The following is a 12,314-nucleotide window of genomic DNA, read 5'->3' on the forward strand; positions in this document are numbered from 1 at the left end:
TTTCATACGAATGAGCTTTTCATCTATTACCTGCAGGGCACCATCAGCAGTCTGGATAAGGGAGATGGCATCATTGGCATTACGAATACCCTGGTTCAAGGCAGCAATATCTGCTCGCATAAGCTCACGAATCGCCAGACCAGCAGCGTCATCCGCAGCAGTACTTACTCTAAGCCCAGAAGAAAGCCTTCTGGTAGAAACCCCTAACTTACCGTAAGCAGTAGAGAGGTTTCTGGCAGCATTCATTGCCATTAAGTTGTGATTAACGACCAAAGACATAGTCTTCCTCCTTGAAGTTTTTTGGGCTTCCCTGCCCTTTTTCTTTGTCTATCTTATCGACCGGGAAGAAGAAAACTTTAGTTAAAAAAGAAAATAACCCTATTTTTTTTGCAGTTGCTCCAGGGCCTTTTCCACACAGGGAGTACAGGCAGGACAATTTCCCACCTTGGAGCAGTGTTTTTTTAGGGCTTTGAGCCAGGTTTCACCTGTGCGAGGACAGTTCTGGATAAATTCTATAAAGTGGATGAGCTTTTCTAAGGTAAGGTCGTCTATGTGGTGTTCCAGGCGACAGGCATTTTCTTCAGCCTTTTCCTTATCCAGCCCCAGAAAGTTTTCCAGAAAATCAGCAATTACCTTGTGTCTATGGACAATGCGGCTGGCCTGTCTAAAGCCTTCTGGGGTTAAGGTGATTTTGCTGTAAGGCTGGTAATTGATAAGACCTTTTTCAGCTAGAATTTTTAAGGCTCCGGTTACAGAAGCCCGTTTTACTCCTAAACTACTGGCAATATCTTTGGCTTTGGCCTGTTGGTTGGCGCTTTCCAGATGAAAAATGGTCTCCAGATAATCTTCTAAACTGGGAGTTAGTTTTTTAGACATGTGTTTAGTCTAGACTAACTTTTAAGGGTTTGCCAAGTATTTTTTTTGCTTCTTCAAAATCTATTCCCCGTTTTTGCGCTATGGAGTTTAAGTTTTCTTCTGCATTGGACTTGCGCAGGTAAAGAGGTAAGGGGAATTTTTTAAAAGGGCTGGTATCTTGTTCTTGAGTTAACTTTACTACTTCCTGAGCACAGGGAAGGTCATATTGAGGGGGTAAGATTTGTACCTTCCAGGTGGCTATTTCTGGATTTCTGCGTACACCACTACCCAGAAGCAAGGCTTGAGGGTAGTTTTTGAGGGCATTCTTCAACTCTTCCAGAGTATAGGTGGAAGGTTCAAGAAGGGGATTATTATTGCTATCAAAGGGTTGGGCATAAACTTCTTGGTGTCTGGAGTGAGTGATAACCCACTTTACTTGTTTTAAAGGAACGCTTCTAGCCAGACTTAAAAAATAGTTTAGTCCTAGCAAGGGCACATTGCCAGCTAGAGCAAGCCCATAGGCATGGGCAAAGACAAGCCTTAGGCCAGTAAAAGAACCTGGACCAGTAAAAACATAGATGGCCTTTAGGTCAGATAAGGAAAGGTGGAAGGTTTTGAGGAGATAGTCCAGGTGAGGAGCAAGTACAGGCATACTTCCCTTTACTGGCTTTATCTGCCAGTGCCAGAGAACCTCTTCTCCTGCCCCCAGGATTATCTGAAGATAGTCTTCTACTCCGTTTAAAATAAGTACCTTATTTGAAGATGCGCATGAGGTCATTGTAAATAGCTATTCCCATGAGTAAGAGTAAAAGGGCCAACCCTATTTTGAGACTTATTTGTTGAATCCGCTCACTTAAGGGTCTGCGCATAATCATTTCTAGCGAGTAAAAAAGGATGTGTCCTCCATCCAGAATGGGTATGGGCAAGAGATTTAAGAGCCCCAGGTTGATACTAAGCAGGGCAGTTAAATTGAGCAAATTTACCCATCCCTGCTTCGCCTGATCACTTACCAATTTGGCAATGGTCAGAGGACCGCCTATGGTTTCTAAAGGTAAGATGCGCTCTATTAATTTTACAATGCCCAACCAGGTTAGTTTGATAATTCTTCCCGTATGCACGAGTCCTTCCTGGGCTGCTGCAAAAAAGGATAGTTTTTGCGTAAAAAAGTTATCAGCAGCAATAATGCCCAGTTGTGGTTTAACAACGGTTTCACCAAAGATATTTTTTAGGGTTTTGGCTTTGGTTTTAGCCTGCAGGGTTAGAATTTGTTGGTTTCTTTGAACTTTTAAGGTGAGTTGAGCAGTATCACTTTCCTGCACTGCTTCTACCAACTCGCTCCAGGTCTCTATTTTTTGACCATTTACCTCTAAAATAAGGTCTCCTGCTTGCAGGCCGGCTGCTTGAGCTGGAGTATTGGGAACCACTTCGCCTATTTGGGGAAGTAAGTAGACCTTTCCTTGAGCAAAAAACAAACCCCAGAAAATAAACCAGGCCAGAAGGAGATTAAAAAGTGGGCCAGCAACAACTACCAGCATTTTTTGATAGGCAGGTCGGAGGGCAAAACTTTCCTCTGCAGCAAAAGGAGGCTCTATGGCCTGGTCCTTACTTTCTCCTACCAGTTTTACATATCCGCCCAGAGGAATGGCTGAGAGCCTGTACTGGGTTTTTCCCTTTTGAAAACTTAAGAGTTTAGGACCAAAACCAAGGGAAAAGATACTTACGCCTATTTTAAAGAGCCTAGCTATTAAAAAATGTCCCAGCTCATGGAAAAAAATAAGCAGTCCCAGGACTAAAATTACTGCCAGTGTGCTATTTAACATTTTAGTTCCTTTGCCCTTTCCAGAGTTTTTATTCTGGTTTCTTGATCCAGGTTCAGGATGGTTTCAAAAGAAGATATAGGCATAGATTGATGTTTTGCCAAGAGTTCTTCGATTAAAAGAGGAATGTGTTGAAAGTTTATCTTTTCTTTTAGGAAAAGTTCTACAGCTATTTCATTGGCTGCATTCAAGACCACACAGTGGCTTTGACCGGCTTGCAGGGCTTCCTGGGCTAATCTTAAGCAGGGAAATTTTTCTAAGTCAGGTGGGTAAAAGGTAAGGGGAGAAAATTTTGTAAGATCCAGATTGCATTGCTCTGTTAGTTCCAGACGCCTTGGATAGCCCAGAGCATAAGAAATGGGAATTTGCATGTCAGGAAATCCCAGTTGGGCCAGGTGGGAGCCATCTTGAAAAAGTACTAAGGAGTGAATGAGACTTTGAGGATGAATGACCACTTCAATGGAAGATAACTCCAAGCCAAAAAGGTGATGGGCTTCGATAACCTCTAAGCCTTTATTCATTAAGGTAGCTGAGTCTATGGAAATTTTTGCTCCCATGGACCAGTTGGGATGCTTGAGGGCCTGTTTAGGAGTAATTTGTTTAAAATCTAACCTGGAATTCCAGAAAGGTCCTCCAGAAGCAGTGAGAATAATTTTTTTGACCTGTTCAAAGTGGGGTTGGGTTGCTTGAAAAATAGCGTTATGTTCTGAGTCTAGGGGCAGGATTACGCTTTTTTGTTTTTTAGCCAGTTTTCTAATAAGTTCTCCTGCCAAGACCAGAGATTCTTTATTGGCAATAAGGACAGATTTTCCCTTTTCCACAGCCTTTAAGGTTGGCCCCAGACCTGCTGCACCCACTAGAGCAGAAAGCACAAAATCAGCTTCTTCTAATTGGGCCAGATCTAAATAACCCTGCTCTCCCCAGAGGATTTGGGGATGATAATCACTGGGTAGTAGTTTTTTTAGCTTTTGAGCTAGCTCTTTAGTCAGTACTCCCAGATATTTAGGGCGATAACAAAGGGCCTGTTCCAGTAAAAGCTCAATATTTCTTGCTCCAGCCAGGGCCAGGAGAGAAAATTTTTCCTGATGCTTGGCAATCACCTTAAGGGTGCTTTGGCCAATGGAGCCAGTGGAGCCCAGGATGACCAGTTTTCGTGGAAAATCAGGATTTTTTAAGGCTAGGGAAGAGATATATTCCATTTTTTTTAACCCAAAAATGGTTTAAGATACTTAAAAAGATAGTAAAGGGGCAAGATAAAAAGAAGTGAATCTATACGGTCCAGAATGCCTCCATGTCCAGGCAGTAAGGTCCCAGAATCCTTTATGTTTAACTTTCTTTTAAGGGCGGATTCAAAAAAGTCTCCCAATTGAGCAGCCAGGTTTAGGGCAATACCAAGAGCTAGATAAAAGGGTAAGTTTTGTTTTTCCAGGAAAAGGCCAAAGCTGAGGTTTACCAAAATACAGGATATTAGCCCGCCCATACTTCCTATCCAGGTTTTTTTAGGGCTTACTTTGGGCCAGATTTTCTTTTTTCCCCAGAGTAAACCAGTATAATAGGCTCCTGTGTCAGAAGCAAAGGCAGAGAAAAGTACCAGGAGTATTTCGGTTCGGGAAAAGTTTTCAAAAAGTTTTAAAGCCAAAGGGATGTAGATTAGAGAAAGGAAAACTAAGGCTATGTCTTGAAATTGCAAACTTTCTTTAAAGCCAAAATCAAAGAGGAAAATAAGGGCCAAAAGCCAGAAACATAAAAGAGTAAGAAGGGCAAAATTATTTCCCAGTACAGAAAGTGGGGTTAAAATCAGGGCTGCGCCCAGGATATTTCCTGTTATTCTTAAAGAAAAGTTTTTTTTCCCAGGCCAGAAAAAAGAGTAAAATTCATTGAGAGCCAAAAAAGAAACCAGTAAAATGCTTAAGGAGATAAAAATACCCTTTTGCCATAAAACCAGAGCCAAAAAGGGCAAGATAACTAGAGCGGTTAAGATACGCTGTTTATGAGAAGCTAGCACGAATTAAGTCCTCCAAAACGCCTTTTTCTTTGGCTAAAGTCAGCTAAAGCCTTGTCCAACTCTACAGTATCAAAATCTGGCCAGAGTACAGGAGTAAAGTAAAATTCAGCATAGGCACTTTGAAAAATTAGAAAGTTGGAAAGGCGTTTTTCTCCACTGGTTCTAATAATGAGGTCAGGATCAGGCTGTCCCTGAGTGTAGAGATAGGTAGAAAATAGTTCAGGAGTCAGTTCTTCAGGAGAGATATTTTGGGCCAGGATTTTTTTTACAGCCTGAATGATTTCATCCCTACCTGAATAATTGAGCGCCAGGTTGAGGATCATTTTTTGACAATTGCGGGTAGCTTTCATCACTTTTTTAATTATAGTTCTGGTAACCAGAGGAAGCCCCTCTATTTCTCCCAGCACATTGAGCCGTATTCCCTGTTCTAGTAAGGATGGTTCTTCTTTTTGTAAGTGTTCAGTAAGAAGAGTAAAAAGAGTTTTGACTTCTTTTTTGGGCCTTTTCCAGTTCTCTTTGGAAAAGGTATAGAGAGTTAGATAAGGAATGCCCCTTTTACAGGTAGAAGAGATAATTTCTCTAACCCTTTTTACCCCCTCTTTATGTCCTTCTGTTCTACTTAGGCCTTTTTTTTGAGCCCACCTGCCATTACCATCCATGATAATGGCCAGGTGAGTGGGAATCTTCAGGGATGGCATATTGGCTAGTATTTAAATCTCCATAATTTCAGTTTCTTTGGCAGAAACTATTTTATCTATTTTTTCTATATACTGATCGGTGAGCTTTTGAACTTCTTCTTGCCCCTTGTGCAGATCGTCTTCTGTAATTTCTTTATTATTTTTCATTTTTTTGAGAGTCTCATTAAGCTCACGTCTGATATTACGAATAGCAATTTTGCTTTCTTCTCCGTATTTTTTGGCTAATTTAACCAGGTCCTTACGCCTTTCTTCAGTAAGGGGAGGTAGATTGATGCGAATAATCTTGCCGTCATTTACAGGAGTAAGACCCAAATCAGATTTTAAAATAGCCTTTTCTATCTCAGAAAAAGCACTTCTATCCCAGGGTTGAATGGCAATGGTTCGGCTGTCTGGAATGGAGATAGAGGCCAGTTGATTTAAAGGAGTGGGCGTACCATAATAATCTACCTTCAGGTCTTCTACTAATCCGGTGGAAGCTCTACCTGTTCTTAATTTGGCTAGTTCTTGTTCCAAGGCCTTGATAGCCTTTTGCATTTTTGCTTTGCCGTCTTTAAACACCTTTTCCATTTTTAACCTCCTTGCACAATAGTGCCTACTATCTCTCCTGAACAAACTTTAAAAATGTTGCCCTTTTCAAATAAATTAAAAACCACAATGGGCAAATTGTTGTCCATGCACATGGAAATGGCTGTGGAATCCATTACTTTTAATCTGCGTTGTAAGACCTCTATATAGCTTAAAGAGGAGAATTTTGTAGCATCAGGGTATTGCACAGGGTCTTTGTCATATACCCCATCTACCTTGGTAGCTTTTAAAATAGCTTCAGCTTTAAGCTCCATAGCCCTTAGGGCCGCAGCAGTATCTGTGGTAAAGTAAGGGTTGCCTGTTCCAGCCGCACAGATAACTATTCTACCTTTTTCCAGGTGGCGAATTGCCCTGCGTCGAATATAGGGCTCGGCCACTTCTCGCATGGTAATGGCGGTCATAACTCGGGTCTGTACCCCCTGTTTTTCCAGGGCATCTTGTACTGCCAGGGCATTCATGACTGTGGCTAGCATGCCCATATAATCGGCAGACGCCCTGTCCATACCTTTAGAAGAGGCAGAAACTCCCCTAAAAATATTACCTCCGCCTATTACCAGGGCTATTTCTACGCCAGTTTTAGCTACTTCTGCTATTTCCTTACAGATTTCAGTAATAGTAAGGGGATCTATTCCAAAGTTTTCTGGGCCAGCCAGAGCTTCTCCGCTTAATTTGAGCAGAATACGTTTAAACTTCATTTCTGGTCCTCAAAAATTTAAGTTAAAAAAAAGGGCCTGTTCAAGGCCCTTTTAACTTTTTTTATTTTTCTTCTCCCAAAGCCAAACGCACAAAGCGTCCTATTTGAATATTTTCACCCAATACAGCTACTGTTTCATTGATAAGGTCAGCAATGGTTTTGGAATCATCCTTGATAAAAGGCTGCTCTAAAAGACATACTTCTTTATAGTATTTTTTTAGACGTCCTTCCACTATCTTTTCAGCAATATGCTCTGGTTTTCCTTCTTCTTTGGCTTGATTGAGGTAGATTTCTTTTTCTTTGGCCAGGATATCCTGTGGAATCTCTTCGGGTGTGAGACACAAGGGATTGGTAGCTGCAATCTGCATGGCGATATCTTTAGCCAGTTCTTGAAAGCGTTCACTTTTGGCTACAAAATCTGTTTCGCACTTAATCTCTACCATAACCCCGATTTTACCATTGGAGTGGATATAAGAGCCAATCCAGCCTTCAGCAGTAGTTTTTCCAGCTCTTTTTTGAGCTTTGGCTAAACCTTTTTCTCTTAACCAGGCCATGGCCTTTTCTGTATCTCCACCACTGGCTTCCAAAGCCTTTTTACAATCCATCATGCCTGCGCCAGTCTTTTCTCTAAGTTCTTTTACCTGTTGTGCACTGATTGCCATTTTATTCTTCCTCCTTCTCAGTTTCTTCTGGGCTAGTTTGTTCTTCTTGCTCTTCTAAGGATTCTCTTTCTTCACTTTTAGCCAAGCCTTGTAAGCAGGCATCAGCAATGCTGGCAACAAAAAGCTTTATGGCTCGAATGGCATCATCATTGCCTGGGATAACATAGTCCACCACATCAGGATCACAATTGGTGTCCACAATTGCTACAGTGGGAATGCCCAATTTAATGCATTCCTTTACAGCGATTTCTTCATTTTTGGGGTCAATAATAAAGGCTACTCCTGGGATATCTTCCATGTTTTTAATTCCGCCCAGGTTTTTTTCTAGTTTTTCCAGGTCCTTTTGTTTTTTGATGATCTCCTTTTTAGGAAAGCGATTGATACTTCCATCTTCAAACATTTGTTCCAGTTCTTTTAACCTGGCAATACTCTTTTTGATGGTTTGAAAGTTGGTCAAAGTACCACCCAGCCAGCGATGGATTACATAAGGCATCTGGCAGCGCTCAGCTTCTTCTTTAATGATTTCCTTGGCCTGTCTTTTGGTGCCAACAAAAAGGACCTTCTTGCCTTGAGCTACTTGATCTACAATGAAGTCGTGGGCAATTTGAAACATTTTTACTGTTTGTTGTAGATCAATGATGTGGATTCCCTTTCTAGCCCCAAAAATGTAGGGTTTCATTTTGGGGTTCCAGCGTTTTGTCTGGTGTCCAAAGTGTACACCGGTTTCTAAAAGTTGTTTCATAGTAACATAAGCCATAAAAAATACCTCCTTGGGTTAATTCCTCCGTTTCCAAAAACTCTCTCCTTAAAGAGGGAGCACCCAAGAGTTTTTGGGAAACGTGTGTGTTAGAAACGATTTTCCCTAAGCAAAAACTAAAAAACTTGCAAGTTTTTATCTGAGCTAAAAAATCCTTATTTAAGGCTTATACTTCGTTAAAACCTGAAGCTATAAACTTTTCTACTAAATTAAAGGCCTCTTCATCTGTAAACTGCTTGGGAGGATGTTTCATCAGATAGGCACTGGGTCCATAAAGTGGCCCCTTTATGCCCCTTTGTAGAGCCAGTTTTAAGAGCCTTATGGCATCAATGGCACAGCCTGCAGAATTGGGGGAGTCTTCTACGGAAAGCCTTAACTCCAGGTTCATGGGCACATCGCCAAAAAGTTTACCTTCCATGCGCAGGAAACAAACTTTATTGTCCTTTTGCCAGGGCACATAATCACTGGGACTAATGTGAATGTTTTCTGGGTCTAACCTGATGCCAGCCACAGCTTGAACAGCCTCGGTTTTGGATATTTTCTTGGATTTAAGGCGGTGTCTGTTGAGCATGTTTAAAAAGTCAGTATTGCCGCCAGTATTTAGTTGATAGGTCCTTTCCAGTTTCACCCCTCTTTTGCGAAAAAGATCAGTTAAAGTACGATGGGTAATGGTGGCACCCAGCTGGGCTTTGATGTCATCACCAATGATAGGTAGGCCTGCTTGGGCAAATTGGTTGGCCCAGGTGGGGTCGCTAGCAATGAAAACAGGCATGTTATTGATAAAGCCTATACCTGCTTTTAAGGCACACCTGGCGTAAAAACGAGTGGCTTCTTCTGAGCCTACTGGCAAGTAATTTAACAGCATTTCGGCCTTACTCTTTTTAAGTATGGCTATTACCTCTTCTTCACCTGGTTCTGGTTCTTCACTTAAAACAAAGGTGTATTTTTCTTCATACTCTCGCATATGCTCGGAAAAGCCATCCAGCACTTTGCCCATGCTTACCTTTACTCCACTTGGGGGAAGGTTGGGGCAAAACACAGTGGTGCAGTTGGGCAGAGCAAAGATAGCCTCATTGACGTCTTTGCCCACTTTACGTTTATCTATGTCAAAGGCTGCAACCACTTCTATGTCTGAAGGTTTGTACCCTCCTATTTCCCAGTGCATAAGCCCAATGGCTGATTCTGGAGTTTTATCCCTATAATAATAAATACCCTGGATAAGAGAGCTAGCACAGTTTCCTAAACCCACAATGGCAATCCTTATCTTCTCCATAAGTCTAACCTCCTTTTGTTTTGGATAAAACTATTTATTTTTATCCATAGTGCTTGAAAAATTTTTTTTCAAGGAATAACAGGGGAATATAGAGATTAAAGAAAACTTAAATTTAACCGAAAGGGTTTCTACAAGTAAGGAACAAAAATAACTGGTTGACTTGTTTGTATTTTTAATGCTTTTAAGAGAAAATAAAAAAGCAAGTTGATTTTGAGGAGGGCATATATGAAAAAAATTATTTTGTTAGGGGTGTTGGTCCTGGGTTTTCCTTTGTTGGTTTTTGCCCAGGGGTTTGTGGGGTCTAAAGCCTGTCAGGAGTGTCATGAGACAGAATATAATAATTTTGTCAAATTTTCGAAAAAAGCCAAAAGCTATGAGCATATAGCCAAGATGTTTCCCAAATTAAAGGAAGAAGAAAAAAAAGAGTGTTTTTCCTGCCATACCACAGGCTATGGTAAGGGTGGTTTTGTTTCCATAGAAAAAACGCCTCAGTTTAGTGATGTGGGTTGTGAAACCTGTCATGGCCCGGGGCAGGAGCATATAGAGGCTGGAGGTGACCCAGAATTGATTAAGGGCAAGGGTAGTTTGTCTATAGAAAATTGTACCTCCTGTCATACCAATGAAAGAGTACAAGCCTTTAACTTTAAGCCCTTGCTTTATGGTGGAGTGCACTAACCCAATAAACACCAAAAAGGAGTTTACCTATTATGTGGGAAAGGATTAGCTCCAGTCTTCGCTTGAAGACTGGACTGTTGGTAACTCTCATTGCTGTAGTAGTTTTTAGTTTGCTTTTAGGTATAATGAACTTTTTGGAGCGTAAGGTTGTTTTAAACCTTTTACAGGGAGATGTCTCCAAACTATCCCAGACTTTAGAAACAGCAATTTATCGCCCTATGCAAATTGGTGATGATGAAGGAACCAGGGCTGAATTTGCCAGTATAGCAGAAACACATAAAGATCTGGTGGTATTTTTGACTGATTTTAGGGGCATAGCTACTTACTCCACTTTAGCAGAAGAGGAAGGCCAGTCCCTTCTGGAAAGCAAGTGGGGAAAAAAGATTGCAAAAGACTTAAAAGCCACTTTTGTGGGGGAGAAGATAACCGAAAAAAGTTTATTAAACCTGGAGAAAAATTTTTACTTTGTAAGTTTAAAGCCCATTTTTAATGGGCCTAATTGCTATCACTGCCATGGAAGAAGTCAAAAAGTTTTAGGTAGTTTGGTAATTTTTCAAGATGTTACTCCTGTCTTAAAGAATATAAAACAACAGACAGGAGTAATTGCCTTGATTTGCCTGGGAGCGCTGGTGGTTTTGGTGGCAGGCATCAACCTCTTTTTACGCTCCAATGTCTTAAAACCCATAGAAGAGATAGCTGCAGATAGTAAGAAAATTGCTAAGGGTGATTATAGCCTGTCCTTTAACCTTGCCCGAAAGGATGAATTGGGAGATCTGGCCAATAACCTGGGACAAATGGTTGGGGTTTTAAAAAGGGAACTTGGGTTTTCCAAGGGAATTTTAACTGGTATTACCTCTCCTTTACTGGTAAGTGACACTGAGCAAAAAGTGGTCTTTGTTAATCAGGAAATGCTGGATTTACTGGGGCTAAAAGGGAAACCAGAGGATTTTTTAGGCCAGGATGTGGCTGAATTTTTCTATAACAATAAAAACCAAAAAACTCTAACTGGCGAAGTGCTTAGAACAGGTCAAGCCATTACCAACCTGGAAAGGGAACTTACCAACAGGGAGGGCAGGCACTATTTCCTGCGGCTGGATGCAGCACCTCTTAAGGATTTGGATGGAAAAGTAATAGGTGCTTTTGTTATGGTTACGGATTTAACTGCCCTGAAATTACAACAACAAGAAATAGAAAAACAAAACCAGAATATTGCTAAGGCAGCCAAGGATGCTCTGGAAGTAGCACAGCAGCTTTCTTCAGCCTCAGATGAACTTGCTGCTCAAATAGAAGAAGTAACTGAGGGTACTGGTAAGCAGCAGCGCATGGTTTCAGAAGCAGCTACGGCCATGGAGCAGATGAATGCCTCAGTCCTGGAAGTGGCTAAAAATGCTTCCAATGCTGCCAATCTGGCTGATGAAGCCAAGAATAAGGCTGTTTTGGGGCAGGAGGTAGTAAAAGAGGTTATTGCCTTAATTGAAGGAGTAAAGGAGAAGGCCAAGGTCTTGATGGATTCCATGCAAAAGATGGGTAAACAAGCTGAAGGCATTGGCAAAATTATCACCACTATTGAAGACATTGCAGATCAGACCAATTTGCTGGCTTTAAATGCTGCCATTGAAGCAGCCAGGGCTGGAGATGCAGGAAGAGGCTTTGCCGTGGTTGCAGATGAGGTGAGAAAACTGGCAGAAAAAACCATGTCTGCTACCAAGGAAGTGGCCCAGTTTGTAGAGGAGATTCAAAAGAGTGCTAAGGTTAACCTGGAAGAAACCCTGGGCACAGTTCAAGCAGTGGAAGATAGTACCAAGAAGGCCCAGGAATCTGGACAGGCCCTGGAAAGTATTGTTGAGATTGTAGAAACTACTTCAGATCAGGTACGCAATATTGCCACAGCCTCAGAAGAGCAATCAGCAGCTTCTGAGCAGATTTCTCATTCCATGGAAGAAATTAATAAATTCTCCAGAGAGATTGCTGACACCATGGCTCAAAGTAATCAAGCCATTACAGAGCTGGCTAAACAGGCCATGGAGTTAAAGCAAATTATGGACAGGTTAAAAAACTAAATGGTTAAAAGGGAAAACTAACAAAAAAAGCCCTGTTTTTACAGGGCTTTTTTTGTTTTGAGTGTTTGGAGAAAAAAATAAAAAAGGGATTATGAATTTCATAATCCCTTTTTTTCTTTTTTGGTGGAGCTGAGGGGACTTGAACCCCTGACCCCTTGAATGCCATTCAAGTGCTCTCCCAACTGAGCTACAGCCCCACGAGGAAATCTCTATTTATAGAAAGTGCTGCTCCT

The 12,314-nt window shown here is 41.4% G+C and carries 14 protein-coding genes and 1 tRNA gene; 2 read left to right on the plus strand and 13 right to left on the minus strand.

Annotated features, from left to right (window positions below; all coding sequences use genetic code 11):
- From ACTCIM_RS10050 to ACTCIM_RS10105, 12 genes are all read right to left on the minus strand, one after another.
- Nucleotides 1–279: flagellin N-terminal helical domain-containing protein (locus tag ACTCIM_RS10050; protein WP_472315419.1), on the minus strand; the 279-nt coding region annotated here is incomplete at its 3' end.
- Between the two features lie 99 nt (nt 280–378).
- Nucleotides 379–876, minus strand: a complete 498-nt coding sequence (locus ACTCIM_RS10055) for a metal-dependent transcriptional regulator (protein WP_029968749.1) — start codon at nt 874–876, stop codon at nt 379–381.
- Between the two features lie 4 nt (nt 877–880).
- Nucleotides 881–1,633: a tRNA (adenosine(37)-N6)-threonylcarbamoyltransferase complex dimerization subunit type 1 TsaB gene (tsaB, locus tag ACTCIM_RS10060; RefSeq protein ID WP_464279099.1), complete on the minus strand. Its 753-nt coding sequence runs from the start codon at nt 1,631–1,633 to the stop codon at nt 881–883.
- On the minus strand, nt 1,608–2,675 hold the full coding sequence (gene rseP, locus ACTCIM_RS10065) for an RIP metalloprotease RseP (RefSeq protein ID WP_464279100.1): 1,068 nt from the start codon (nt 2,673–2,675) through the stop codon (nt 1,608–1,610). Before rseP ends, tsaB begins: the two co-directional genes overlap by 26 nt.
- Complete coding sequence (gene dxr, locus ACTCIM_RS10070) at nt 2,669–3,871, minus strand: 1-deoxy-D-xylulose-5-phosphate reductoisomerase (protein WP_464279101.1); 1,203 nt, start codon at nt 3,869–3,871, stop codon at nt 2,669–2,671. Before dxr ends, rseP begins: the two co-directional genes overlap by 7 nt.
- 5 nt (nt 3,872–3,876) lie before the next feature.
- Nucleotides 3,877–4,677, minus strand: a complete 801-nt coding sequence (locus ACTCIM_RS10075) for a phosphatidate cytidylyltransferase (RefSeq protein ID WP_472315421.1) — start codon at nt 4,675–4,677, stop codon at nt 3,877–3,879.
- Complete coding sequence (locus ACTCIM_RS10080) at nt 4,671–5,375, minus strand: isoprenyl transferase (protein ID WP_464279102.1); 705 nt, start codon at nt 5,373–5,375, stop codon at nt 4,671–4,673. Before ACTCIM_RS10080 ends, ACTCIM_RS10075 begins: the two co-directional genes overlap by 7 nt.
- 12 nt (nt 5,376–5,387) lie before the next feature.
- Nucleotides 5,388–5,942: a ribosome recycling factor gene (gene frr / locus ACTCIM_RS10085; RefSeq protein ID WP_464279103.1), complete on the minus strand. Its 555-nt coding sequence runs from the start codon at nt 5,940–5,942 to the stop codon at nt 5,388–5,390.
- A 2-nt stretch (nt 5,943–5,944) separates the two neighbouring features.
- Nucleotides 5,945–6,655 (minus strand): UMP kinase, encoded by a 711-nt coding sequence (pyrH, locus tag ACTCIM_RS10090; protein WP_464279104.1) that lies wholly within the window; start codon nt 6,653–6,655, stop codon nt 5,945–5,947.
- A 61-nt stretch (nt 6,656–6,716) separates the two neighbouring features.
- Nucleotides 6,717–7,316, minus strand: coding sequence for a translation elongation factor Ts (gene tsf, locus ACTCIM_RS10095; RefSeq protein WP_464279105.1), 600 nt, complete (start codon nt 7,314–7,316; stop codon nt 6,717–6,719).
- A gap of 1 nt (nt 7,317) precedes the next feature.
- Nucleotides 7,318–8,073: a 30S ribosomal protein S2 gene (gene rpsB, locus ACTCIM_RS10100; protein WP_472315423.1), complete on the minus strand. Its 756-nt coding sequence runs from the start codon at nt 8,071–8,073 to the stop codon at nt 7,318–7,320.
- A 166-nt stretch (nt 8,074–8,239) separates the two neighbouring features.
- Nucleotides 8,240–9,346: an inositol-3-phosphate synthase gene (locus tag ACTCIM_RS10105; RefSeq protein WP_472315425.1), complete on the minus strand. Its 1,107-nt coding sequence runs from the start codon at nt 9,344–9,346 to the stop codon at nt 8,240–8,242.
- A 225-nt stretch (nt 9,347–9,571) separates the two neighbouring features.
- On the opposite strand from ACTCIM_RS10105, the gene ACTCIM_RS10110 reads away from it, so the two are divergent.
- Nucleotides 9,572–10,021 carry a multiheme c-type cytochrome gene (locus ACTCIM_RS10110; protein ID WP_472315427.1) on the plus strand — a complete coding sequence of 150 codons (450 nt, stop codon included), beginning with the start codon at nt 9,572–9,574 and terminating at the stop codon, nt 10,019–10,021.
- Nucleotides 10,022–10,053: 32 nt separating this feature from the next.
- On the plus strand, nt 10,054–12,081 hold the full coding sequence (locus ACTCIM_RS10115; RefSeq protein ID WP_472315429.1) for a methyl-accepting chemotaxis protein: 2,028 nt from the start codon (nt 10,054–10,056) through the stop codon (nt 12,079–12,081).
- 121 nt (nt 12,082–12,202) lie between these two features.
- Here the strand turns inward: ACTCIM_RS10115 and ACTCIM_RS10120 are convergent.
- A tRNA-Ala gene (locus tag ACTCIM_RS10120) sits at nt 12,203–12,278 on the minus strand.
- Between the last annotated feature and the right edge of the window lie 36 nt (nt 12,279–12,314).

Source organism: Desulfonauticus sp. (assembly GCF_055126295.1).